Genomic DNA, 21,882 nt, shown 5'->3' on the forward strand with positions numbered 1-21,882 from the left:
TGGCTCCTTCGATGCTGTGGGGTTTGCGCCTATATCGGCGCCATGGGTGACGAGGTCCACGGGCTGCCGGGTTTTTATGCGACCCCCGCGGGGCGGGTGGCGGCGCGCCTGCTGCGGGCGCGGCTGGCGGCGATCTGGCCCTCGGCCAAGGGCGAGCGGGTGCTCGGGATCGGCTGGACCTCGCCCTACATGGGGCTGTGGCGGGATGGCGCCGAACGCTGCATCGCCCTGGTGCCGGCCCATCTGGGCGATGCGCCGCGCGGGCCAGGGGCGGTCTGGGCGGATGAGGTGCGGCTGCCCTTCGCCGACCGGGCCTTCGACCGCGTGGTGATGGTGCATGGGCTGGAGGCGTCGGAGGATGTCCGCCGCGCCATGCGCGAGATCTGGCGGGTGCTGGCCGAGGACGGGCGGTTGCTGGTCGTGGCCCCCAATCGCCGCGGCATGTGGGCGCATATGGAGCACACCCCCTTCGGCCATGGCCGCCCCTATTCGTCCGGGCAATTGTCCCGGTTGCTGACGCGGCATCTGTTCGAGGTGGAGCGCCGCGACACCGCCTTGTTCATCCCGCCCTTCGGCTGGCGGCCGCTGCTGCGCGGCGCGCGGGTGTGGGAGGCGCTGGGGCGGGCCCTGGCGCCGCGCTTCGCCGGGGTGGCGATCATGGAGGCGCGCAAATCGGTCTGGGCCGGGCTGCCGGCGGGGGAGAAGGTGGTGCGGCGGGTCGTGGTGGAGGTGGGCGCGGGGGCGCCGCGGCGGCCAATTTCTCGGGGTGAGGTCTCCCGGGGCGAGGCTTCCGAGGGCTAGGCGTCGGGGCCGTTACCGTGCCGCGGCGCCCAGGGCCCGCATGGCGGCAAGATGCCTGGCGGCCGTTGCGGGTTTCACTTCGCCGGCGCCGCCGATCACCGTCTCCCGCACCGCGCGGATGCCGATGAAGCTGAAGATGTTCCGCCGCAGCGCCTTGAGGCTCGCGGCCCCGAACCACCAGCGGAAGACGAAGGCCGGCATCCCCATGGTCACGACCACCCGCGCCGAACGCCCGCCCAGCAAGCCGCCGGACAGGCCGGCATCGGGCTTGAAGGCGAAGCCCGGTCGCAAGGCCTGCTCCAGGACTCCCTTCAGCAGGGCCGGCATGCCGCCCAGCCAGAGCGGGTAGATCAGCACCCAATGCTCGGCGTCCCGTAGCGCCGCCTGCACCGCCAGCACGGTGGGGGAGGGGGAGGTGGTCTGGAACTCCTCCGGTGATCGCAGGAGCGGCAGGTCAAGCTCGGCGACGGTGAGGCGCGCGACCTGATGCCCGGCCTCGATCGCGCCGGCCGCATAGGCCTCGGCCAAGGCGCAACACAGGCGCCCTGGCACGGGATCGGGGTGGCCCTGGATGATGAGGATGCGGCGCATGCGGCAGGATGAGCGCGGCGCCGGGGTCCGCGCCTTGCGCCGCATCAACCCGGGGCGGGAAGATGCCGCGCCATCGTGGCGGCGTTAATTGTGGGTTGATGCATCGGGCATCGAGGTATAAAGGCAGCGCATGCCCGCCGTTCGACCCGCCCCGCCGCCGCCCCGCGTGGACTACGCCTCCCGCGCCTATTGGGCCGGCACGATCAAGATGGGCCTGTCCAAGTTCTTCATCCTGCGCGTGCTGCACGACGGCCCCATGCATGGCTACGAGGTTGCCCGCGCCGTCGAACACACCACCGGCGGCTGTTGCTCGCCGACCGAGGGCACCATCTACCCGGTGCTGCGGGAGTTCGAGGCCGGTGGCTTCGTCACCGTGGCGGAGGAAGTGGTGCAGGGCCGCCAGCGCCGCGTCTATGCGCTGACCGATGCCGGGCGCGCCGCCTTCCGTGTGGCCCTCGATGCCTGGATGGACGCGACCGCGGCCCTCCAGGATACCGGCCGGGCCTTTGCCGCCGCCGATCGCGCCAAGGCCGCCAAGGGCTGCTGCTGATGCGCCCTTCGCCGTTTTGGCTTGGCCAGATACATCGATGGTCTATGCATCAAGGAGCCGTGTCATGACTGAAAACCGCCATCCGGTCGCCGTCATCGGCGCCGGCCCCATCGGCCTCGCCGCCGCGGCCCAGCTTCTCGCCCGCGGGCTGGAGCCGCTGGTGCTGGAGGCCGGGCCCGCGGTCGGGCAGGCGGTGCGCGCCTGGGGCCATGTCCGGATGTTCTCGCCCTGGCGCTACAACACCGACGCCGCGGCGCGGGCCCTGCTGGAGGCGGAGGGCTGGGTGGCACCGGAGGCCGATACCTATCCGACCGGGGCGGAGCTGGTGGATCGCTACCTCGCCCCGCTGGCGGCGACCGCGGCCTTGCGCGACCGCATCCGCACCGGCGCGAGGGTCGTCGGTGTCGCGCGCCGCGACCATGGCCGGCTGCATGACGGCCAGGGCCGCGCGACCGCCCCCTTCGTCCTGCATGTCGCCGGCGCCGATGGCGGCCTGGCCGCGATCGAGGCCGCCGCGGTCATCGATTGCGCCGGCACCTGGGACGCGCCGAATCCGGCCGGCGCCCATGGCATGCCTGCCCTTGGCGAGGCGGCCCAGGCCGGGCGGATCGCCTATGGCGTCCCGGATGTGCTGGGGGCCGCCCGTGCCGCCTATGCCGGGGCCACCACCCTCGTGGTCGGCGCCGGCCATTCCGCCATGAACGCCGTGCTCGACCTGGTGGCGCTGGCCAAGGCGGCGCCCGGGACCCGCATCCTATGGGCCTTCCGGCGGCCGCTCGGCGCGGTGAGCTTCGGTGGCGGCGCAAGCGATGCGCTGGCCGAACGCGGCTCGCTCGGCCTCCGCGCCCAGGCTTTGGTCGAGAGCGGTGCCGTCACCGCGCTGGCGCCCTTCCTGATCGAGAGCATCGCGCCCGATGGCGCGGGGCTGGCCATCGCCGGGCGGCAGGACGGGGGCGCCACCACCGTGCGGGCGGACCGCATCATCGTCGCCGCCGGCTTCCGCCCCGACCTGTCCTATCTGCGCGAGATCCGGCTCGGGCTGGACCTGGCGGTGGAGGCGACGCCCGCGCTCGCCCCGCTGATCGACCCCAACCTGCATGCCTGCGGCACCGTCCGCCCGCATGGCGAGGCGGAGCTGCGCCACCCGGAGGCCGGCTTCTGGATCGCCGGCATGAAGAGCTACGGGCGCGCGCCGACCTTCCTGATGGCCACGGGCCACGAGCAGGTGCGCAGCATTGCCGCGGCCCTGGCGGGCGATTGGGCGGCGGCGCGGGAGGTGCGTCTCGACCTGCCCGAGACCGGGGTCTGTGCCACGGACCGGGGCACCGGCGCCGATGCGGCCTGCTGCACGGCGGAAACCCCGCAGGGCGCCTGCTGCGCGCCCAAGCCGGCGCTTGCCGCGACGGCGCCGTGCTGCGGGCCCGCCGCCGCCCCGCCTGCTTTGGCCCCGCCTGCTTTGGCCCCACCTGCTTTGGCCCCGCCTGCTTCGGCCAGGGGATGCGGGGCGTGATGCCCTTGGCGAGCGACGCGGGCAGGCCGGCACGACGCCGCTGATCCTGCTGCTGTTCGGCGCCGGGCGGGTGGTGGCGGCCGGGATGCCGCGCGACGGGCCGGTGGCGACCTTCGCGGCGAATTGGGCGGCCGCAGGGCTGCCGCGCGGTGACTGACGGAGCCTATGCGGCTGCCGCGGGCTGTCCTGGCCCCCGCTTCATCGACAAACCGCCCCGCAGAGGGGCACTTGTCGTTTCCCGAGCGATTTGGCACCAAGGAGGCCATGGCCGAACCCTCCGTCGATACCCTGGCGACCCAGATCCACCGCCTGCTGCGGCAGGATCTGCTGGATGGCGTGCTGGCGCCGGGCATCAAGCTGAAGGTCCACGACCTCGCCGCCCGCTACGGCGCCGGCCCCTCGCCGGTGCGCGAGGCTTTGGCCAGCCTGTCCTCGGAAGGGCTGGTGGAGCGGCTCGACCAGCGCGGCTTCCGCGCCGCCCCGGCCAGCGTCGCCGAATTCGATGAGCTGGTCCGCGCCCGCGCCTGGGTCGAGGAAGTGGCCTTACGCGAAAGCATCACGGCGGGCGATGCCGCCTGGGAGGAAGCGGTGGTCCTCGCCCGCTTCCGCCTGGAACGCATGCCGCGCGAGGAAGCGGGGTGGGAGGCCGCCCATATCGCCTTCCACGCAGCCCTGCTGGCGGCCTGCCCATCGCCGACCCTGCTGGGGTTCTGCGGGACGCTGCGCGACCGCGCCGCGCGCTACCGGGCGCTGGCGCGCGCTGTCGCCTATCCGAGCCGCGACATCGCCGCCGAGCATGCGGCGATCGCCGAGGCGGCGCTGGGGCGGGATGCGGCCCAGGCCGTGACCTTGCTCGCGGCGCATTACCGCGCCACGGCCGGGTGGCTGCGCCAGGCGCTGGCCCGGCGGGACGCGGCCTGACGGCTCAGTAGATATCCGGCTCCGGGCTCGGCGCGGTGCCTTCCAGGAACGCCATGTCGCAGCCCTCATCCGCCTGGGTGACCTGATCCAGGTACAGCGAGGTCCAGCCACGGGTGTAGCGCCGCGGCCGCTGCACCCATTCCGCCTGCCGGCGCGCGAGTTCCGCCGCATCCACCAGCAGGTCCAGCTTGCGGTTCGGCACGTCCAGCGAGATCAGATCGCCCGAGCGCACCAGCGCCAGCGGCCCGCCGATGTGGCTCTCGGGCGCGATATGCAGCACGCAGGTGCCGTAGGAGGTCCCGCTCATCCGCGCATCGCTGATGCGGACCATGTCGGAGACACCCTGGACCAGCAGCTTCTTCGGCAGCGGCAGCATGCCCCATTCCGGCATCCCCGGCCCGCCCTGGGGCCCCGCCTGGCGCAGCACCAGCACGCTGTCGGCGGTCACCTCCAGATCGGGGTCGTCGAGGCGCTTCTTGAGGTCGGCGTAATCCTCGAAGACCACGGCGGGGCCGGTATGGGTCAGCAGCCTGGGATCGGCGGCGGAGGTCTTGATCACCGCCCCGCGCGGGGCCAGCGAGCCATGCAGCACCGTCAGCCCGCCATTGGCCTGCAACGGATTGTCCAGCGTGCGGATGACGGCGTCGTTGTACACCTCGGCACCGGCGATCTCCTCGCCCATGGTCCGTCCGGTGACCGTCATGGCCGCAAGGTCGAGGTGCTCGCGCATCCGTTCGAGGAAGGCGCGGCTGCCGCCGGCGTAGAAGAAATCCTCCATCAGATAGGTCGTGCCATTGGGCCGCAGGTCGGCGATCAGCGGCACGCGGGCGCTGATGGCGTGGAACCGCTCAAGGTCCAGCTCCAGCCCGGCGCGACGGGCCATGGCGATCAGATGCGGAATGGCATTGGTGCTGCCGCCGAAGGCCATGGCGGCGGCGACGGCATTGTCCACCGAGCCCTGGCTCAGCATCTTCGCGGGCGTCAGGTCTTCCCAGACCATATCCACGATGCGGCGGCCGCTGTCGGTCGCCATGCGCGGATGCGCGGCATCCGGGGCGGGGATGGCGGAGGCGCCGGGCAAAGTGAGGCCCATGGCCTCGACCGCCAGCATCATCGTGGCGGCGGTGCCGGCGGTCATGCAGGTGCCGAAGGAACGGGCGATGCCGCCCTCCATCTCCTTCCAGGCTTCCTCGGTGATGCGGCCGGCGCGGAGTTCGGCGTGGTATTTCCAGGTGTCGCTGCCGCTGCCCAGCGTCTTGCCGCGCCAGTTGCCGCGCAGCATCGGCCCGGCGGGGACGAAGATGAAGGGCAGCCCCGCGGTGATCGCGCCCATGGTCAGCCCCGGCGGCGTCTTGTCGCAGCCGCCCAGCAGCACGAGCCCGTCGCAGGGCTGGCTGCGCGCCAGCTCCTCCGTCTCCATCGCCAGCATGTTGCGATACAGCATGCTGGTCGGCTTCATGTATTGCTCGGTGACCGGATGCGCCGGCAGTTCCACCGGGAAGCCGCCGGCCTGCCAGACGCCGCGCTTCACCTCCTCCACCCGCTGCTTGAAGTGGAAGTGGCAGGGCGAGAGGTCGGACCAGGTGTTGATGATGCCGATCACGGGCTTGCCGCGGAAATCGGATTCCGAAAGCCCCATCTGCAACATGCGCGAGCGATGGCCGAAGGCGCGGATATCGTCGGTGCCGAACCAGCGGTGGCTGCGCAGTTCCTCGGGGCGTTTGCGGGTCATGGTCGATCCTCCCAGGCGGTCTTTCTGGGAGTCTGGCGCGCGCTGGCCCCGGGGGGAAGCGGGCGGCGGCGTTTTGTCGTGTGGGATGGGCGCGGGGTGCTTGGATGCGCCGGTGCCGGTCTGTTGGAACATCTCCAAGGCGGAGTAGGCGCGCCTCAGCCTTGCCCCAGCCGTGTCGCGCCCGCCAGCCAGGCCATGGCCGGCGGCGCCAGCCCCGCCGCCAGCGCCGCGAGCCCCGGCGCCCGGCCGAGTGCCGCCGCCACCCAGCCCGCCCGCCGCAAGGGCGCCCGCGCCCGCGTGGCGAAACCGGCCTGGAACTGCGCGGCCGAACGCCCGGCCAGAACCGCCTCGGCCGCCATGAGGCCGGAGGCCAGGGCCAGCCCCATGCCTTCCCCGGAAAAGCTCGGGATCACCGCCGCTTGGTCGCCCAGGCGAAACAGCCCCGGCGGCGTCGCCTCGGCCAGATGGCCATAGGGCAGGCCCGCGATCGCCAGCGCCCGCGGCCAGAGCGGCCGCGCGTCCCGCAACAGCGCCGCACCCTGCGCCGAGGCCCCCGCGACCAGGGCGACGAACGCCGCCGCATCCACCGGCAACGCCACTTCCGGCGCGAAGGCGGCGCAGAGGGTGAGCCCCGCCCCATTCGGCTGCACCCCCGCATACCCGCCGCGAAACGGCAGCAGCGCGACCTCGGCGGCGGGGGCCTCGGCCGCCAGATGCAGCTTCAGCCCGACCCAGCCCCGCCCCGGCCGTGGCGGCGCCCCGCGCAGCCCGTGCTTGCCGGTCGCGAGCATCAGGATGGGGGCGGAGAGGGCCTCGCCGCCGAAACGCGCCTGCCAGCCGCCGGGGATCGCCACGACCTCCCGCACCATCCGCCCGGTGCGGAGCACGTCGCCGGCGGCCTCCCGCAGCCGCGCATCCAGCAGCAGGCGCGGCAGGCCGAGGCCGGGGAAGGGCAGGGCGGCCCGCGCGACCCGCCGGCCATGCGCCAGCACCACCCCGGCGATGGGCGCGGCACCCTCGGTCCCGACGCCGAGCCGGGCCAGCGCCGCCTGGGCGGTAGGCCCCAGGAACTCGCCGCAGACGATTTCGCGGGCCTCTGCCTCGCGTTCCAGCAGCAGCACGCGCCTGCCGGCCCGGGCCAGCAGGATGGCGGCGGCGCAGCCGGCGGGGCCGGCGCCGATGACCAGGACCTCGGCGTCCATCAGCCGCGCGAGACGGCCCAGCGGAAGGGGAAGCGGCGCCGCGCCCGCGCCGGCACGCCCGCCTCGGCGATCAGCCGGGTCCAGTCGCCCCGGCGGAACCCGCGCCCGACCGAGGCGGTGCTGTCATGGATCACCATGCTGTCCATCCGCAGCAGCCGCGTGCCCAGCCAAAGCCCGGCCCAGGACAGCGCATGGCGATGCAGGTCGAGGATCAGCCAGTCCTGCTCCGCCCGCGCATCCAGCCAGCGCAGCAGCCGCACCACCCCCGCATCCGGCATGTGATGCGCGACCAAAGTGCAGAGCACGAGGTCGAAGCGTTCCTCCTCCGGCAGCTCGAACACATCGCCGGTGATCCAGCGCGCGCGCAGATCAGGGTGCAGCCGCTTGGCGCAGGGGCCGGCATGGGGGCTGAGATCGAGGCCGGCAAGCTCGGTGGTGACGCCATGCCTCTCGCCCCAGGCCTGCACCGAGGCCAGCACATCGCCCCCGCCCGCACCCACATCGAGCACCGACACCCGCCGGCGGCCGGAGAAGGGCTCAAGAAATTCATGCAGCGGGCGGTCGGCAAAGGTCCAGCGGTTGAGCCGGCCGAGGTCGCGCAGCGCGGTCTCCCAGGCGGCCTCGGTCTCGGCCGGGTCGTCCATGCGCTCGGGCCACATCCGGCGCGGGCCGACCCACATCTCAGGCGACCGTGCCGCGCAGGGCCTCGGCCGAGAGCCCCGGGCCGAAGGCCAGGGCGGCGAGGCTCTGGCCCCGCGCGGCCTGGGCCAGCATGTCGCGCAGCACGAAGAGGATGGTCGCCGAACTCATGTTGCCGGCGCGGGAGAGCACGGCGCGGCTCGCGGCCAGCGCCTCGGGGGCCAGGGCCAGGGCCGCCTCGGCCGCGTCCAGGATCGCCCGCCCGCCGGGATGCACCGCCCAGAGGTCCGGCGCCGGCCCCGGCAGCAGCGCGGCGGCGGCGCCGGGCAGCAGCCGCTTCAGGGTCGCGGGCACATCGGGGGAGAGATGCAGGTCGAAGCCCTGCATCCCCACCTGCCAGACCATCTCCTCCTCGCCCTCGGGCAGCAGGGTGGAGGTGAAGCCATCGAGCCGCAGCCCCTCCGGCTCGGCGGTGACCAGAGCGCAGGCGGCGCCATCGGCGAATTGCAAAAAACCCATCAGATGCGCGACATCGGTGCGTTCCTGCAGATGCAGCGTGCCGAGCTCCAACGCCATCACCAGCACCCGCGCGCGGGGATCGGCGCGCACCGCATCGGCGGCGGCGCGCATGGCGATGATCCCCGCCTGGCAGCCCATGAAGCCGACCAGCATGCGATGCGTGCCCGCCCCGGCGCCGAGGGCGCGGAGCAGGATCTGGTCGAGGCCCGGGGCGCGGAAGCCGGTGCAGCTCGCGGCGATGACATGGGTGATGCCATCGACCGGGCCGAGGGAGTCCAGCGCCGCGCGGGCCAGGATCGGTGCCTCGCGGGCATAGGCCGCCATGCGCTGGTCGGTGCCGGGGAAGGCGCCGGCGGGGAAGAAGGAGGCCGCATGCCCCGGCGGCGGATCGACCGGCATGACCGACCAGCGCTCCGCGATGCCGGCGCGCCCGGCCAGCCGCGCGAAGGCGCGCCGGGTGCGGTCGTCCGGCAGCAGCGATTGCGCGAGACCGAGGAAGGCCGCGTGGCAACCGTGGGAGGGCAGCGCACAGCCGATGCGGTTGATGTGGGGGGATGTCACCGCTCATAGATGGGGTATTTGCGCCCCATGCAATGCCGGGCGCATTGCCGCGCCGCCCCCCGCCGGGCAGGTTGGCCGCCATGGCCGAGCCCGAAGCCCCCATCGCCACCGCCGCCAGTGCCTGGCGGGCGGGCATCCGAGCGAGTTTCGGGCCGCAATCCGCGGCGATGATGGCGACCTTCCTTGCCTTCGGTGCCGCCTGTCGCGGCGCGGACATGCCGATCGCCTGGATGCTGGCCTCCTGCGTGCTGGTCTATGGCATGCCGGGGCAGATGATCCTGCTGGCGGTGCCGGGGCTGCCGGGGGTGATGGGCGCGACCGTCGCCAATGCCCGCTTCCTGCCGATGGCGGTGACCTTGGCGCCCTACCTCGGCCCGCGCGGCTGGATGGGGGCGCATTTCATCGCGGTGACGCCCTGGGTGGTGGCGATCCGGCATCTGCCGGGGGTGCATCCAAGGCTGGGGCTGGCCTGGTTCCTGGGCTGCGGCAGCGTCGCCTGCGCGCTCGGGACCATGGCGGCGGTGGTGGGCTTCTATTCGGCGGGGGCGCTGCCGGCGTCGATGCGGGCGGGGCTGCTCTACGCCAATGCCTTCTATTTCGCGCTGCTGATGGCCGGAGACCTGGCGCGCCCGGCGGTGCGGCCGGCGGTGGTGGGGGGCATCCTCGCGGCGCCGCTGGCGCTGCTGCTGCCGCCGGCCGAGGGGCTGCTGCTGGCCGGGCTGGTGGGCGGGACCGGGGCCTGGCTCTGGCGCCGGATGCGGCCTTGAACGCCGCGGAGGCCGATTGGGCGCCGCTGCTGCTGGCGGCCGCCGTGGGGCTGACGATGCGGATCGCGGGGGTGCTGATGGCGCGGCGGATGCGGCCGGACCATCCCTTCGTCGCCTGGGCCGGGGCGCTGGCCGGGGCGACGCTGGCGGCCTTCGTCGTCATCGCGCTGGTCGCGCCCTCCGGCCCCGCGGCGGGCGTGCCGCCGCTGGTGCGCGCCGCCGGGCTCGGCGCGGCGCTGCTGGCCTATGTCCGCTGGGGGCTGCTGGCGGGGCTGGTGGCGGGGATCACGGTGTTGAGCCTGCTCGCCGCCGCCCTGGCCGGTCAGAACTTGTAAAGCCGCGCCGCATTCCCCGCGAAGACGGCGGTGTGATGCGCCGCGGGTATGGCGGCGGCGAACATGTCGATCAGCGCCGCGTCATCGGGCGGCGTCAGCGCCGGGTTGTTCGGATGCGGCCAGTTGGTGCCCCAGACGGTCTGCTCCGGGTTGCAGGCGACCAGGGCGGCGATGAGCGCCGCCGGATCGCCCGGGGGCAGCGCATAGGGGGAGGAAAGCTTGACCCAGCCGCGCCCCGCCTCCAGCAGCCCCGCCACGACCTTCCAGGCCGGATGCGCCTTGAACCCCTCGGGCGGCAGCAGCGCCAGATGGTCGAAGACGACGGGGCAGGGCAGGACGCGCAGCACCGGCGCCATCTCCGCGATCAGCTCCGGTGTGGCGAAGATCTGCAGATGCCAGCCCATGTCCGCGAGGCGCGCGCCGAGGGGGGCCACATCCGACGGGCTCAGCGGCACGCCCTGCACGAGGTTGGCCCGCGCGCCGACCGCCCCCTGGGCGGCCATGGCGCGCAGGTCGTCGAGCGAGGTGTCCGGGGCGACGACGACGACCGCGCGGCTGTTCGCCCCACCGGCCGCCGAGGCGGCGAGGTGCAGCCGGTTGTCGAAGCCATAGGCGGAGGGCTGCACCAGCACATTCCGCGTGACGCCCAGCAGCGCCCGCAGCCGGGCGTGGTCGGCGAGCGAGGCATCCCGCCGCACCGGCAGCCCGGGGTAGGTCGGGAAGCTGTGGTCGTAGATGTGGTGGTGCACATCCACGGTTCCGGCGGGCAAGGCCGTGCGGGGCGGCGCGGATGCGGCCGAAAAGGGGATGGGATCTGTCATGTCGGGCCAAGGCTGCGGCGACCCGCCGCCCCCGGCAAGAGGGATGGCGCCATTTCAGCCGTGCACCGCGCCCGGCGTATGGCCGAAGGCGGCCCGAAAGGCCGCGCCGAAGGCCGAGGCGCTGGCATAACCGACCCGCGCCGCCGCCCGCGCCGGGGAGGCCCCGGCCGCGAGCAGGGCCGCCGCCTCCGCCAGCCGCAATTGTTGCCGCCAGGCGGCGAAGCCCATGCCGGTCTCGGCCCGGAACAGCCGTGTCAGGGTGCGGACCGAGGCCCCGGCATCCCCCGCCCAGGCCTCCAGCCCACGCGCATCGGCCGGGTGCGCGCGGAGGGCGGCGGTGATCCGGCGCAGGCGGGGGTCGCGCCCCTCCGGCACGCCGAGCGGCAGCACCGGGGCGGCGGCCAGCTCCTCCAGGATCAGGGCGGCGAGATGCCCCGCCCGGCCGGCCGGGTCCCATTCCAGCGGCAGGGCGCAGGCGGCCAGCACCAGCTCGTGCAACAGCGGCGCGATGGCCAGCACCGCCGTGGTCACCGGCCCGACCCGGGCCGCATCGGCACGGAAGAACAGCGCCCGCATGGCCACCCGCCCATCGGCGCGCACCGCATGGACCTCCCCGGCCGGCATCCACAGCGCCCGGCCGGGCGGCACGATCCAGCCGGCGCTGCCGGTGGCGATGCGCATCACCCCGGCCGTCGCATAGAGCAACTGCGCGCGGGCATGCCGGTGCCGCCCGGTGTCATGTCCCGGCCGGTAATCATGCGAAAACGCGGCGAGCGGCCGGTCCACCGCCTCCTGCGCCACGGTCAGCCGCGAGGATAATTGGCTGATTGGCGATAGACTCTGTCCGGACGTCTCCATACAGCCAGAGTATCCTTGGTGCGGAGCTTGAGGAAACACCCATGTCGCCCGCGTCGCGCCAGATCGCGCTGATCAACGTCAGCCATACCTTCACGCATTATTCGCTGCTGATCCTGGCCACCGCCTGCCTGGGGATGGTGGTGCAGGAGCCCGGTCGCTTCGGCATCGAATACGGGCCGATCCTGGCGCTGGGGACGGCGATGTTCGTCCTCTACGGCGCGCTGTCGCTGCCGATGGGCTGGCTCGCCGAACGCTTCGGGCGGCGGGGGATGATGGCGACCTACTTCTTCGGCGCGGGCGGGGCGATGGCGCTGGCGGGGCTCGCCGATGGCCCCTGGACGCTGGGCGCGGCGCTGGCGGTGATGGGTGCCTTCAGCGCGATCTACCACCCGATCGGCACCGCGATGCTGGTCGAGGCCGCGGGGGAGAAGGTCGGCCGCGCGGTCGGGCTCAACGGCGTGTTCGGCAATGTCGGGGTGGCGCTGGCGCCGGTGGTGACGGCGGCGATCGCGGCCGGGATCGGCTGGCGCTGGGGCTTCATCCTGCCCGGCCTCGCCTGCATGTCCGTCGGCGTGCTCTGGCTGCGGGAGGCGCCGCTGGACCTGTCCGGCCGGGTCGGCGGCGGCAAGCCCTTCCCGGCGATCCCGGCCGCCGTGGTGCGGCGGGCGGTGACGGTGCTGCTCGCCATCGCCCTGGGCTCGGGCTTCGTCTTCAACGCCTTCACCTTGCTGCTGCCCAAGCTGATGCAGGAACGCCTGGCCACCAGCCCCGACCTTCTGCCTGTGGTGGGCGTGCTCGCCTTCGGCGCGACGCTGTTCGGAGGGGTCACGCAGTTCACCGTCGGGCGGCTGCTGGACCGCACCACGCTCAAGCGCGTCTTCGTGCCGCTGGCGCTGGTGCAGATGCCGGCGATGCTGGCGCTGGCCTTCATGGATGGCTGGGTGGTGCTGCCGCTCTCGGCGCTGCTCGCCGCCGCGATCTTCGGCCAGGTCACGGTGAACGAGACGATGACCGCGCGCTACGTCGCCCCGGCGTTGCGGGCGAAGCTCTATTCCATCCGCTTCTTCATCGGCTTCCTGGGGGCCGCCGCGGCCTCGCCCATGGTCGGCACGCTCTATGACCTGTCGGGCAATATGGCGCTGCCGCTGCTGGTGCTGTCGGTCTTCGGGGGGCTGACCCTGGTCTGCGCGCTGTTCTTCCCCGACCGGGAGGAGGAGCTGCGCCCCGAGCTTTGGGCGCGGGCGAGCCCCGCCCCGGCGGAATAGCCCCGCCCCCTTGCCGGGGGCGGCGGGGGCGCGCAGATGCCCCAGATGGACCTCGATTTCACCGATGCGGAATTGCACCGCTACTCGCGCAACATCCTGCTGAGCGATGTCGGCGCCATCGGCCAGGCGCGGCTGCGGGCGGCGCGGGTGCTGGTGGTGGGCGCGGGGGGGCTCGGCTCGCCGCTCGCGCTGTATCTGGCCGCCGCGGGCGTCGGCACCATCGGGCTGGTGGATGACGACCGGCTGGAACTCTCCAACCTGCAGCGCCAGATCGCGCATACGACCGACCGCATCGGCCGCAACAAGGCCGAGAGTGCCGCCGAGGCCATCGCCGCGCTGAACCCGCTGGTGCGGGTGGAGCCCCATGCGCTGCGGCTGGATGCGGCAAGCGCTGCCGATCTGGTGCCGCGCTACGACATCATCTGCGACGGCACCGACAATTTCCCGACCCGGTTTTTGCTGGGCGATGCCTGCCACCTCGCGGGGCGGCCGCTGGTCTCGGCGGCGGTGCTGCGCTTCGAGGGGCAGCTTTCGGTGTTCCGCGGCCATCTCGGCGCGCCGCACCCCTGCCACCGCTGCCTGCACCCGAACCCGCCGCCGCCGGGGCTGGTGCCAAGCTGTTCGGAGGCCGGCGTGCTCGGCGCCGTCACCGGGGTCATGGGCACCTTGCAGGCGACCGAGGTGCTGAAGCTGATCATGGGCATCGGCGAGCCGCTGGATGGGCGGCTGCTGCTCTGGGACGCGCTGGATGCGCGGATGCGGACGGTGAAGCTCCGGCGGGACCCGGGCTGCGCCCTGTGTGGCGAGCACGCCACGATCCAAGATCTCGCTGGCCACGCATGAGCACCCCGGTCCTCGGGCTGCTGCTGCGCTCCGGCGGGCATGAGGCGGCGCATTACGCGCTGGTGCTGGCAACGGCGGCGGCGGCGGTGGGGCGGGATGTGATCATCTTCGCGACCAATGACGGCTGCGCCCTGCTGCGCGCCGATCCGGCGGCGCTGCTGGCCGATCCGCGCGAATCGGCGCTGGCCGCGCGTGGCGTGGCGGGCATCGGGGTGCTGCTGCCGGCGGCGCGCGACCTTGGGGTTCGGCTGATTGCCTGCGACGCCGGGCTGCGCGCCACCGGGCTGGAAACGGCCGAATTGGCGGTGGATGTTGAGGTCGCGGGGGTGGTCACCTTCCTGGTCGCGGTGGGCACGGGCCAGATGTTGTCCCTTTGATCTCAAGGCGCTTGACCGCGGAGGGCGAAGGCTGGCCAACCTGGGCCATGCCATTTTGCCGATCCACACTCGCCCTGATGCTGTCCTTCACCCTGGCCGGGGGGGCGGCGGCACAATCGAGCCTTGGCGGCGCGGCGCTGCCGCCCCCGGTTCCGGCCCAGCGCGCCGCGCCACCGCCGACGCCCCCCGCCGCCCCCCGCGCGGCCACGCCGCCGGCGACGGCCCCGGCGACGACCCCGAGGGCGGCGGCACCCCCCCGGCCCGGCACCGCCCGGCAGGCCGCGCCCGCCGACACCCCCGCCAGCCGGCGCCGGGACCGGCCGGCCACGCCGCCGCGCCAGGCGCCCGCCGCCGCGCGCCCCCCGCGGCCGGAGGCGGAGGTGAAGCGCCCGCGCACCGCCGCGGCCGCAGCCGCCGCTGCCGCCGCCACAGCCGCCGCCGCCGCCCAGGCGGCCGCCCCGGCCGCGCCCCCGCCCGAGCCGACGCCGCCGCAGATCGGCAGCGTCACCGGGCTGCAATTGCCGCGCTTCGTCACGCTGCGCTCCGATGAGGTGAACATGCGCGCCGGCCCCGGCACGCGGTTCCGCATCGAATGGACCTATCAGCGCCGCGACCTGCCGGTGGAGATCGTGCGCGAATACGATCTGTGGCGCCGCATCCGCGACCATGAGGGCACCGAGGGCTGGGTGCATTCCTCGACCCTGGCCGGCCGCCGCACCGCGATGATCCGTGACGGCGAACGCCGCCTGCGCCGCCGGCCGGAGGATGGGGCCGCGACCGTGGCGCGGCTGGAACCCGGCGTGATCGGGCGCATCCGGGCCTGCCCGCCGGGGCCCTGGTGCGAGATCCGCGTCGCCGACCACACCGGCTTCATCCGCCGCGACGAGGTCTGGGGCGTGCTGCCGGACGAGGTGCTGCCCTGATTACGGGAATTTCCTTTTTGGTGGCACGCTTTCGGCGGATGCTTCCCAGGGGCATCCAGCGAAAGGCAGCGGCGTAATGGAATGGCTTGTTCTCGGCCATGATCGGACGGATGCCGAGGCACCGGCCCGCCGCCTTGCCGCCATGCCACGCCAAATGGACCTGCTGCGCGGCCTGGCGGCGGCCGATCGCCTGAGCTTCACCGCGCCGATGCTGGATATGCAGGGCGGCCGGGCGACCGGAAGCCTGGTCGTGGTCAAGAATGACGCGATCGAGGACTACCTCACGGCCGAGCCCTTCGAGACTGTCTGGGAACGGCGGGAGGTCTGGCGCTTCCTCGCCGCGCGCAGCCTGGCCTTTCCGCCCTTGCCCGGACCGGGGGCGCCCCCGGTCGCCGCCACCGCGCTGGTGGCGCTGGATGGCACCGACGCGGGCGCCGCCGCGCGGCGGCAGGCGGCGCGCCCGCTGCATTTCGACCGCGTGGGGGGGGAGGCGCGATGCGGGCGGCTGCTGCTGGGCGGCGCGCTGCTGGATGAGGCGGGGGGGATGATCGGCTCGCTCGTGATCCTCGCCATGGCCCCGCATGAGGCCTTCGCCTGGGCGGCGGCCGATCCCTACGTCACCTGCGACGTGTGGCGGCGGGTCAGCCTGTACCCGACCGTGGTGGCCTGCCTGGCCTGAGCCATGACGCTTGGACCGCGCCCCGCCCGCGATCGGCTGCGCGTCGCACTGGGGCCGGAGGCGGCCTGACGCCCCCGGCCCCAAGCCCTCCAGTACCAGCCCTTCAGTACATGTGCTGCCCGCCGTTGATCGACAGCGTCGATCCGGTGATGAAATCCGCATCATCCGCGGTCAGGAACAGCACGCCGCGGGCGATGTCCTCGGCCTTGCCCAGGCGGCCGCGGGGAATGCGGGCGATGATCTTCTCCAGCACATCCGCGGGCACGGCGCGCACCATCTCGGTATCGACATAGCCGGGCGCGATGGCATTGACCGTGATCGAGGCGCGCGCGCCTTCCTGCGCCAGGGCCTTGGTGAAGCCATGGATGCCGGATTTGGCGGCGGCGTAATTCACCTGCCCCAACTGCCCCGCCTGGCCGTTGATCGAGCCGATATTGACGATGCGCCCGAATTTCCGCGCGCTCATCCCGTCCCAGACCGATTTGCACAGGTTGTAGCAGCCGCCGAGGTTGGTATCGATCACCGCATCCCACATGTCGCGCGTCAGCTTGCGCATCATGGCATCGCGGGTGATGCCGGCGTTGTTGACGAGGATCTCGATCGGGCCGACCTCGGCCTCGATCTTCGCGACGGCGGCCTGGCAGCCGGCGAAGTCCGAGACGTCGAACTTCACGCAACGGATGCCGGTCTCCTCGGTGAAGGCGGCGGCGGCGGCGTCATTGCCGGCGTAGCTGGCGACGACCGTGCGGCCGGCCCCCTGCAACGCCTTGCTGATGGCGGCACCGATGCCGCGTTGTCCGCCGGTGACGAGCGCTACACGAGCCATGGCCTGATCCTCCCTTTGTCTTTTTGGGATATGACCAGACCAAGGAAGCTGGCCGGTCGCAACCCTTGTCTCACTCCACGGGGAGGAAGATGAACACCACCGCCGCGACGAGGCAGCCCATCGCCGCGAAATAGGTCCAGCGCAAGGCCTCGCCGAGCACCAGCACGCTGAAAACCGCGAAAACGCCGAGGGTGATCACCTCCTGCATCACCTTGAGCTGCTGGCCGGTGAAGGTGCCGTAGCCGATGCGGTTGGCCGGAACGGCGAGGCAGTATTCGAAGAAGGCGATCCCCCAGGACAGGAGGATGGCGAGCCACATCGGCCAGCCCGGATGCTTGAGGTGCCCGTACCACGCATAGATCATCACGACGTTCGAGACGACCAGCAGCAGCGGCGGCAGGATCATCGAAGGCGTCATCGGGCGGGCTCCGGCAGCGGGGCGGGCTCCGGCGCCGGCGGCGGCAGCCGGCGCAGCAGGAAGAGCATGATGCCGAGCGCGGGCAGCGCCGCCGCCGTCGTCAACAGGAAGAACGGCGTCCAGCCCATCGCGCCCGCCAGCCAGCCCGAGCCCGCGCCCAGCGTCCGCAGCGGCACCGCGGCCAGCGAGGACAGCAGCGCGTATTGCGTCGCGGTGAAGCTGCGCGAGGTCAGCGCCGAGAGGTAGGTGACGAAGGCCGCATCCGCGAGCCCATCGGTGAAGTTCTCCACCCCCACCTGGGCCCAGAGCATCGGCAGGCTGTGCCCCGCCTCGTTCAGCGCGACATACATCAGGTTGGAGAGCATCTGCGTGAGCCCGGTCAGCACCAGCGCCCGCGCGGTGCCGATCTTGGCCACCAGCCAGCCGCCCGCGACCGCGCCCAGCAGCGTCGCGAACAGCCCGAAGACGCTGCTGACCGCCGCCACATCCAGCCGCGAGAAGCCGAGGTCGCGATAAAACGGCGCCGTCATGATGCCGGCCAGGGCCTCGCCCAGCTTGAACAGCGCGATGAACAGCAGGATCGCCAGCCAGTGTTGGTGGCGCAGGAAATCGCGGAACGGCGCCAGCACCGCCGTCTCCAGCCGTGGCCCCCAGCCGGCGGCGAGGCGGACATGCCCACCCTCGGGCGGGGCGGGTTCCGGCCCCAGCACGACGGCTGCGAAGCCGATGCCGATCAGCCCCGCGCAATAGGCGAAGGCGACGCCCCAGCCGAAGAACTCCGCCACCGCCAGCGCCCCGGCGTTGGAGGCGAGCAGCGCGCCGCGATAGCCCCAGATGTAGCAGGCCAGCCCATAGCCCTGTTCGCGTTCGGCCAGGATCTCGATCCGGTAGGCATCGACCACGATGTCCTGGCTGGCCGAGAGGAAGGCGACCAGCACCGCCACCGCCACGGTGACCGAGGCCACCCCCACCGGATCGGTCTGCCCGAGCGCCAGGATCGCCAGCGCCAGCACCGGCATGATGCAGGCAAGCCAGCCCCGCCGGCGCCCCCAGGCGCGGAAGGCCGGCGGCGCCACATGGTCCAGCAGCGGCGACCACAGGAATTTGAAGGTGTAGGCGAGGCCGATCAGCGCGGTGAGGCCGATGGCGGCCAGGCTGATGCCGCTCTCGCTCATCCATTGGCGCAGGGTGAAGGCGGTCAGCGGCAGCGGCACCCCGGCGGAGAAGCCGAGGGCCAGCAGCACCAGGAAGCGCCGGTCGCGCCAGGCGGCGGGCGAGGGGGGCGACTCGGGGAGGGCAGGGCTCATCGCCCTCGGGGGTAGCGCCAGCCTTGCCCCGCCACCAGCGCCGCGTGGCCCGGTTCGGGCCCAGGTTCGCGCCCAGGGTCGCGCCCAGGTTCGCGCCCAGGGTCGCGCCCAGGTTCGCGATTGCGCCCGGGGCCGGAGGCAGGCCAGTATCCATGTAACCCACACCACGGAGAAACCGGCCCATGGATATCGTCGCGCGGGCGAAAAACCTGATCCTTTCGCCCAGGACCGAATGGGCGGTCATCGCGGCCGAGCCGGTGGCCAACCCGATCGATCTGATCAAGAGCTACGCCGTGCCGCTGTCGCTGATCCCGGCGATCTGCAGCTTCATCGGCTCGGCGCTGATCGGCGCCTTCCTGTTCCGCAACATGGGGCCGGGGATGCATTTCGGCCTGGGCGGGCTGCTGGTCAGCGCGGTGGTCGGCTATGTGCTCGGGCTGGTTGGCGTGTTCATCATCGCTAAGATCATCGAGATGCTGCAGCCATCCTTCGGCGCGCCGGCCGATCCGGTCGCGGCGATGAAGATCGCGGTCTATTCGCCGACCGCGATGTGGCTGGCCGGCATCTTCACCCTGCTGCCGCCGATCAGCTTCCTCGCCATCTTCGGGCTCTACAGCATCTACCTCCTCTACGTCGGCGTGCCGATCGTGGGGCGGGTGCCGGAGGCCAAGGCGGTGCCCTTCATCCTGGTGCTGGCGCTGATCGGGATCGTGGTGAACCTCGTGATCGGCGCCCTGCTCGGGATGCTGTTCTTCATGTTCTGAACCCGGGGTCCCGGGGGGGCGTGCCCCCCGGGGGAACAAGGATCAGGCTTCCTCGTCGCGCTCGGTCTCGACCTCGATTTCGTCGGCGATCACCTCGTCGGCGTCCTCCAACTCCTCGGCGTCGTCCAGCGCCTCATCCTCGGGCGCGTCCTCCACCTCGGCGTCATCGCCCTCGGCCGGGGCCGCGGCGGCGCGCTTGGCGAGCTTGGGATCGACCGGCAGCGGCGCGCGACGGGCGCGCGGCTGTTCCGCCGGCTGTTCGGTGCCGCATTTTGGACAGACCGCCGGGGTCTTGCCCATATCGTAGAATTTTGCCGCGCAGGCGACGCAGGTGCGCTTCAGGCCGAGGTCGGGCTTCGCCATCTTTGGTTCCTGGCTTACGGCCCGGAAGGACCGGGCTGTCGAAGGGGGTTTGACCCCGAATGAAACGGGCTATCCGGACGGCCATGGTCGAGGCCCTGGGCAGGGTCCCGACATGGGCGGCGCGCATTGCCACGGCGGCCAAGCCCGTGTCAAACGCCCATCCGGCATTGGCAGCTCCGCATGACATCGACCGCGAAACCACGTCCCCTCTCCGCCTCCCCCGCCATGGCGCCGTTGACCGGGACGATCGCCGTCCCGGGCGATAAATCCATCAGCCATCGCGCCCTGATGTTCGGGGCGCTCGCGGTGGGCACGACCCGGATCAGCGGGCTGCTGGAAGGCGAGGATGTGCTGCGCACCGCCGTCGCCATGCGCGCCCTCGGCGCCGAGGTGACGCAGCTCGCCCCCGGCGCCTGGGAGGTTTCGGGCCGGGGCGTCGGCGGGCTGGTGGAGCCCGCGGATGTGCTGGACATGGGCAACAGCGGCACCGCGGCGCGGCTGCTCTGCGGGCTGCTCGCGGCGCATCCGATCTTTTCCGTCATGACCGGGGACGCCAGCCTGCGCGGGCGGCCGATGAAGCGGGTGATCGACCCGCTTTCGGCCTGCGGCGCCCGCTTCGCCTCGCGCGCCGGCGGGCGGCTGCCGCTGGCGATCGAGGGCGCGGCCGAGCCGCTGCCGCTCGACTACCGCCTGCCGGTCGCCTCGGCTCAGGTGAAAAGCGCCGTGCTGCTGGCCGGGCTCTGCGCCCGCGGGACCACGCGGGTGGTGGAGCCGGAGGCGACGCGGGACCACACCGAGAACATGCTGCGCCATTTCGGCGCGACCGTGCGGGTGGCGATCGAGGGCCATGGCCGCGTCATCGAACTGGATGGCCAGCCGGAGCTGATCGCGGCCCCGGTGGTGGTGCCGGGCGATCCCTCCTCGGCCGCCTTCCCGCTGGTCGCGGCGCTGCTGGTGCCGGGCTCGGCGATCCGCATCGGCGGTGTCGGGCTGAACCCGCTGCGGACCGGGCTGTTCGCGACCCTGCTGGAAATGGGCGCCGACCTCACCTTCGCCGACGAGCGGCTGGAGGGGGGTGAGCGCGTCGGCGACCTGCTGGTCCGTGCCGGGGCGCTGCGCGCCGTGGATGTGCCCGCCGCGCGGGTGCCGAGCATGGTCGATGAATTCCCCATTCTGGCCGTCGCCGCCGCGCATGCAATGGGGATCAGCCGGTTCCGGGGCCTGGGCGAGCTGCGGGTGAAGGAGAGCGACCGCCTGGCCGCCACCGCCGCCCTGCTCACGGCCAACGGCATCCGGGTGGAGATCGAGGGCGACGACATGCTGGTGCATGGCCTCGGCGGGCCGCCGCCGGGCGGCGGGCGGGTCGTGACCCATATGGACCACCGGATCGCCATGTCGGCGCTGGTGCTCGGCCTTGGCGCGCGGGCGCCGGTCGTGGTGGATGATGGCGCCTTCATCGAGACCTCCTTCCCCGGCTTCTCCGATCTGATGAACGGGCTGGTCGGCAATGGCGGCGGCAGCGCCGTGGCGCCGGCGTGACCGTGGCGCTGATCGTCGCGGTGGATGGCCCCGCCGCCGCCGGCAAGGGCACGCTGGCGCGCCGCCTCGCGGCCGAGCTGGGGCTGCCCTACCTCGACACCGGGCTGCTCTACCGCGCGACCGGGCGGCGGGTGCTGGATGCCGGCGCCGATCCCTTCGACCCGGCGGCGGCCGAGGCCGCGGCGCGCGCCCTGGACCCCGCCGACATGCAGCGCGACGATCTGCGCGGGGCCGAGGCCGATCGCGCCGCCAGCGGGGTGGCCGCGGTGCCCGGCGTGCGCGCCGCATTGCTCGATTTCCAGCGCGATTTCGGCCGCAGGCGGGGGGCGGTGCTGGACGGGCGGGATATCGGCACGGTCGTCTTCCCCGATGCCGGCGTGAAGCTGTTCGTCACCGCGAGCCCGGAGGCGCGGGCGCATCGCCGCTGGCTGGAGCTGCGCGCCAAGGGCATGGCGCGGGCCGAGGCGGATGTGGCGGCGGAGATGGCCGAGCGCGACGAGCGCGACGCCATCCGCGCCGCCGCCCCGCTGCGGCCCGCGGCGGATGCGCATGTGCTCGATACCACGGCGCTCGATGCGGATGCGGTCTTCGCGCTGGCCTTGGAGTTGGTGCGTTCCGCTCGCGTTTAGACTTGACCGGCGCCCCATTCCGGGCGTAGCGCTGCCCCCGCGCCGGTCTCCCTCAAGGGGTCGCGGCCATTCCGGGGCTTCGCGCACCGGGATAAACGGGACGGGGCGGGCCGATACACGCCCCATGCCACAGGTGGTCGGA

At 73.0% G+C, this 21,882-nt stretch carries 25 protein-coding genes; 14 read left to right on the top strand and 11 right to left on the bottom strand.

From position 1 onward, the window contains the following. Positions 1–42: 42 nt before the first annotated feature. A complete protein-coding gene (locus C8P66_RS07585) occupies positions 43–801 on the top strand; it encodes a class I SAM-dependent methyltransferase (RefSeq protein WP_111397641.1) in 759 nt (252 codons plus the stop codon). Between the two features lie 12 nt (positions 802–813). On the opposite strand, the gene C8P66_RS07590 is transcribed toward C8P66_RS07585, so the two are convergent. Beyond that, the gene (locus C8P66_RS07590; protein WP_111397739.1) at positions 814–1,392 is read right to left on the bottom strand and encodes an NAD(P)H-dependent oxidoreductase; all 579 of its coding nucleotides are present in this window, start codon (positions 1,390–1,392) and stop codon (positions 814–816) included. 130 nt (positions 1,393–1,522) lie between these two features. On the opposite strand from C8P66_RS07590, the gene C8P66_RS07595 reads away from it, so the two are divergent. The 3 genes from C8P66_RS07595 to C8P66_RS07605 all read left to right on the top strand — a co-directional run bounded on the left by C8P66_RS07595 (position 1,523) and on the right by C8P66_RS07605 (position 4,373). After that, positions 1,523–1,942 carry a PadR family transcriptional regulator gene (locus C8P66_RS07595; protein WP_111397642.1) on the top strand — a complete coding sequence of 140 codons (420 nt, stop codon included), beginning with the start codon at positions 1,523–1,525 and terminating at the stop codon, positions 1,940–1,942. Positions 1,943–2,006: 64 nt separating this feature from the next. Then, the gene (locus C8P66_RS07600) at positions 2,007–3,452 is read left to right on the top strand and encodes an FAD-dependent oxidoreductase (protein WP_111397643.1); all 1,446 of its coding nucleotides are present in this window, start codon (positions 2,007–2,009) and stop codon (positions 3,450–3,452) included. A 264-nt stretch (positions 3,453–3,716) separates the two neighbouring features. Next, positions 3,717–4,373, top strand: a complete 657-nt coding sequence (locus C8P66_RS07605; RefSeq protein ID WP_158537144.1) for a GntR family transcriptional regulator — start codon at positions 3,717–3,719, stop codon at positions 4,371–4,373. Between the two features lie 4 nt (positions 4,374–4,377). On the opposite strand, the gene araD is transcribed toward C8P66_RS07605, so the two are convergent. The 4 genes from araD to C8P66_RS07625 all read right to left on the bottom strand — a co-directional run bounded on the left by araD (position 4,378) and on the right by C8P66_RS07625 (position 9,026). Continuing rightward, positions 4,378–6,105 carry an L-arabinonate dehydratase gene (gene araD / locus C8P66_RS07610; RefSeq protein ID WP_111397645.1) on the bottom strand — a complete coding sequence of 576 codons (1,728 nt, stop codon included), beginning with the start codon at positions 6,103–6,105 and terminating at the stop codon, positions 4,378–4,380. A gap of 155 nt (positions 6,106–6,260) precedes the next feature. Then, entirely contained in the window at positions 6,261–7,307 is a 1,047-nt protein-coding gene (locus tag C8P66_RS24090) for an NAD(P)/FAD-dependent oxidoreductase (protein WP_111397646.1), read from the bottom strand. Further along, entirely contained in the window at positions 7,307–7,951 is a 645-nt protein-coding gene (locus tag C8P66_RS07620; protein WP_158537145.1) for a methyltransferase domain-containing protein, read from the bottom strand. The genes C8P66_RS24090 and C8P66_RS07620 overlap by 1 nt, the downstream gene beginning before the upstream one ends. A gap of 37 nt (positions 7,952–7,988) precedes the next feature. Beyond that, entirely contained in the window at positions 7,989–9,026 is a 1,038-nt protein-coding gene (locus C8P66_RS07625; protein WP_111397648.1) for a beta-ketoacyl-[acyl-carrier-protein] synthase family protein, read from the bottom strand. A gap of 80 nt (positions 9,027–9,106) precedes the next feature. Here C8P66_RS07625 and C8P66_RS24680 point away from each other — a divergent pair, with 80 nt between their 5' ends. Beyond that, entirely contained in the window at positions 9,107–9,793 is a 687-nt protein-coding gene (locus tag C8P66_RS24680) for an AzlC family ABC transporter permease (RefSeq protein WP_158537146.1), read from the top strand. Continuing rightward, positions 9,790–10,128, top strand: coding sequence for an AzlD domain-containing protein (locus C8P66_RS07635; RefSeq protein ID WP_111397649.1), 339 nt, complete (start codon positions 9,790–9,792; stop codon positions 10,126–10,128). The genes C8P66_RS24680 and C8P66_RS07635 overlap by 4 nt, the downstream gene beginning before the upstream one ends. On the opposite strand, the gene C8P66_RS07640 is transcribed toward C8P66_RS07635, so the two are convergent. Together C8P66_RS07640 and C8P66_RS07645 are read right to left on the bottom strand one after the other, a co-directional pair. Then, complete coding sequence (locus tag C8P66_RS07640; protein ID WP_111397650.1) at positions 10,116–10,949, bottom strand: amidohydrolase family protein; 834 nt, start codon at positions 10,947–10,949, stop codon at positions 10,116–10,118. The genes C8P66_RS07635 and C8P66_RS07640 overlap by 13 nt on opposite strands. A gap of 54 nt (positions 10,950–11,003) precedes the next feature. Beyond that, positions 11,004–11,807 carry an AraC family transcriptional regulator gene (locus C8P66_RS07645; RefSeq protein ID WP_111397651.1) on the bottom strand — a complete coding sequence of 268 codons (804 nt, stop codon included), beginning with the start codon at positions 11,805–11,807 and terminating at the stop codon, positions 11,004–11,006. 41 nt (positions 11,808–11,848) lie between these two features. On the opposite strand from C8P66_RS07645, the gene C8P66_RS07650 reads away from it, so the two are divergent. From C8P66_RS07650 to C8P66_RS07670, 5 genes are all read left to right on the top strand, one after another. Continuing rightward, positions 11,849–13,072, top strand: coding sequence for an MFS transporter (locus tag C8P66_RS07650; protein ID WP_111397652.1), 1,224 nt, complete (start codon positions 11,849–11,851; stop codon positions 13,070–13,072). Between the two features lie 36 nt (positions 13,073–13,108). Further along, on the top strand, positions 13,109–13,915 hold the full coding sequence (locus C8P66_RS07655; protein ID WP_111397653.1) for a HesA/MoeB/ThiF family protein: 807 nt from the start codon (positions 13,109–13,111) through the stop codon (positions 13,913–13,915). Next, positions 13,912–14,292, top strand: a complete 381-nt coding sequence (locus C8P66_RS07660) for a DsrE family protein (RefSeq protein WP_111397654.1) — start codon at positions 13,912–13,914, stop codon at positions 14,290–14,292. The genes C8P66_RS07655 and C8P66_RS07660 overlap by 4 nt, the downstream gene beginning before the upstream one ends. 47 nt (positions 14,293–14,339) lie before the next feature. Next, entirely contained in the window at positions 14,340–15,215 is an 876-nt protein-coding gene (locus tag C8P66_RS24325) for an SH3 domain-containing protein (protein ID WP_245903301.1), read from the top strand. 76 nt (positions 15,216–15,291) lie between these two features. Continuing rightward, positions 15,292–15,894, top strand: coding sequence for a YciI family protein (locus C8P66_RS07670; protein ID WP_245903303.1), 603 nt, complete (start codon positions 15,292–15,294; stop codon positions 15,892–15,894). Between the two features lie 103 nt (positions 15,895–15,997). Here C8P66_RS07670 and phbB read toward each other — a convergent pair whose 3' ends face one another. The 3 genes from phbB to C8P66_RS07685 all read right to left on the bottom strand — a co-directional run bounded on the left by phbB (position 15,998) and on the right by C8P66_RS07685 (position 18,445). Beyond that, positions 15,998–16,720 carry an acetoacetyl-CoA reductase gene (phbB, locus tag C8P66_RS07675; protein WP_111397655.1) on the bottom strand — a complete coding sequence of 241 codons (723 nt, stop codon included), beginning with the start codon at positions 16,718–16,720 and terminating at the stop codon, positions 15,998–16,000. A gap of 70 nt (positions 16,721–16,790) precedes the next feature. Next, entirely contained in the window at positions 16,791–17,138 is a 348-nt protein-coding gene (locus tag C8P66_RS07680) for a DMT family protein (RefSeq protein WP_111397656.1), read from the bottom strand. Continuing rightward, entirely contained in the window at positions 17,135–18,445 is a 1,311-nt protein-coding gene (locus tag C8P66_RS07685) for an AmpG family muropeptide MFS transporter (RefSeq protein WP_111397657.1), read from the bottom strand. The genes C8P66_RS07680 and C8P66_RS07685 overlap by 4 nt, the downstream gene beginning before the upstream one ends. A gap of 182 nt (positions 18,446–18,627) precedes the next feature. Between C8P66_RS07685 and C8P66_RS07690 the strand changes: the two genes are divergently transcribed. Next, on the top strand, positions 18,628–19,209 hold the full coding sequence (locus C8P66_RS07690) for a Yip1 family protein (RefSeq protein ID WP_111397658.1): 582 nt from the start codon (positions 18,628–18,630) through the stop codon (positions 19,207–19,209). 42 nt (positions 19,210–19,251) lie between these two features. Here the strand turns inward: C8P66_RS07690 and C8P66_RS07695 are convergent, their stop codons facing one another. Next, positions 19,252–19,572 carry a TIGR02300 family protein gene (locus C8P66_RS07695; protein ID WP_111397659.1) on the bottom strand — a complete coding sequence of 107 codons (321 nt, stop codon included), beginning with the start codon at positions 19,570–19,572 and terminating at the stop codon, positions 19,252–19,254. Positions 19,573–19,752: 180 nt separating this feature from the next. Between C8P66_RS07695 and aroA the strand changes: the two genes are divergently transcribed. After that, positions 19,753–21,111: a 3-phosphoshikimate 1-carboxyvinyltransferase gene (gene aroA / locus C8P66_RS07700; protein WP_111397660.1), complete on the top strand. Its 1,359-nt coding sequence runs from the start codon at positions 19,753–19,755 to the stop codon at positions 21,109–21,111. Then, entirely contained in the window at positions 21,108–21,740 is a 633-nt protein-coding gene (gene cmk, locus C8P66_RS07705) for a (d)CMP kinase (protein ID WP_111397661.1), read from the top strand. Before aroA ends, cmk begins: the two co-directional genes overlap by 4 nt. Positions 21,741–21,882 lie beyond the last annotated feature (142 nt).

The organism is Humitalea rosea (genome assembly GCF_003253705.1).
Lineage (GTDB): Bacteria > Pseudomonadota > Alphaproteobacteria > Acetobacterales > Acetobacteraceae > Humitalea > Humitalea rosea.

Coding starts and splice junctions, on each gene's coding strand:
- C8P66_RS07600 (WP_111397643.1), top strand. CDS start 2,007: ATGACTGAAAACCGCCATCCGGTCGCCGTCATCGGCGCCGGCCCCATC.
- C8P66_RS07590 (WP_111397739.1), bottom strand. CDS start 1,392: ATGCGCCGCATCCTCATCATCCAGGGCCACCCCGATCCCGTGCCAGGG.
- C8P66_RS24090 (WP_111397646.1), bottom strand. CDS start 7,307: ATGGACGCCGAGGTCCTGGTCATCGGCGCCGGCCCCGCCGGCTGCGCC.
- C8P66_RS24325 (WP_245903301.1), top strand. CDS start 14,340: ATGCCATTTTGCCGATCCACACTCGCCCTGATGCTGTCCTTCACCCTG.
- C8P66_RS07620 (WP_158537145.1), bottom strand. CDS start 7,951: ATGGACGACCCGGCCGAGACCGAGGCCGCCTGGGAGACCGCGCTGCGC.
- C8P66_RS07650 (WP_111397652.1), top strand. CDS start 11,849: ATGTCGCCCGCGTCGCGCCAGATCGCGCTGATCAACGTCAGCCATACC.
- phbB (WP_111397655.1), bottom strand. CDS start 16,720: ATGGCTCGTGTAGCGCTCGTCACCGGCGGACAACGCGGCATCGGTGCC.
- C8P66_RS07680 (WP_111397656.1), bottom strand. CDS start 17,138: ATGACGCCTTCGATGATCCTGCCGCCGCTGCTGCTGGTCGTCTCGAAC.
- araD (WP_111397645.1), bottom strand. CDS start 6,105: ATGACCCGCAAACGCCCCGAGGAACTGCGCAGCCACCGCTGGTTCGGC.
- C8P66_RS07605 (WP_158537144.1), top strand. CDS start 3,717: ATGGCCGAACCCTCCGTCGATACCCTGGCGACCCAGATCCACCGCCTG.
- C8P66_RS07660 (WP_111397654.1), top strand. CDS start 13,912: ATGAGCACCCCGGTCCTCGGGCTGCTGCTGCGCTCCGGCGGGCATGAG.
- C8P66_RS07655 (WP_111397653.1), top strand. CDS start 13,109: ATGCCCCAGATGGACCTCGATTTCACCGATGCGGAATTGCACCGCTAC.
- C8P66_RS07670 (WP_245903303.1), top strand. CDS start 15,292: ATGGAATGGCTTGTTCTCGGCCATGATCGGACGGATGCCGAGGCACCG.
- C8P66_RS07585 (WP_111397641.1), top strand. CDS start 43: ATGGGTGACGAGGTCCACGGGCTGCCGGGTTTTTATGCGACCCCCGCG.
- C8P66_RS07640 (WP_111397650.1), bottom strand. CDS start 10,949: ATGACAGATCCCATCCCCTTTTCGGCCGCATCCGCGCCGCCCCGCACG.
- C8P66_RS07690 (WP_111397658.1), top strand. CDS start 18,628: ATGGATATCGTCGCGCGGGCGAAAAACCTGATCCTTTCGCCCAGGACC.
- C8P66_RS07695 (WP_111397659.1), bottom strand. CDS start 19,572: ATGGCGAAGCCCGACCTCGGCCTGAAGCGCACCTGCGTCGCCTGCGCG.
- C8P66_RS07595 (WP_111397642.1), top strand. CDS start 1,523: ATGCCCGCCGTTCGACCCGCCCCGCCGCCGCCCCGCGTGGACTACGCC.
- C8P66_RS07645 (WP_111397651.1), bottom strand. CDS start 11,807: ATGGAGACGTCCGGACAGAGTCTATCGCCAATCAGCCAATTATCCTCG.
- C8P66_RS07685 (WP_111397657.1), bottom strand. CDS start 18,445: ATGAGCCCTGCCCTCCCCGAGTCGCCCCCCTCGCCCGCCGCCTGGCGC.
- aroA (WP_111397660.1), top strand. CDS start 19,753: ATGACATCGACCGCGAAACCACGTCCCCTCTCCGCCTCCCCCGCCATG.
- C8P66_RS24680 (WP_158537146.1), top strand. CDS start 9,107: ATGGCCGAGCCCGAAGCCCCCATCGCCACCGCCGCCAGTGCCTGGCGG.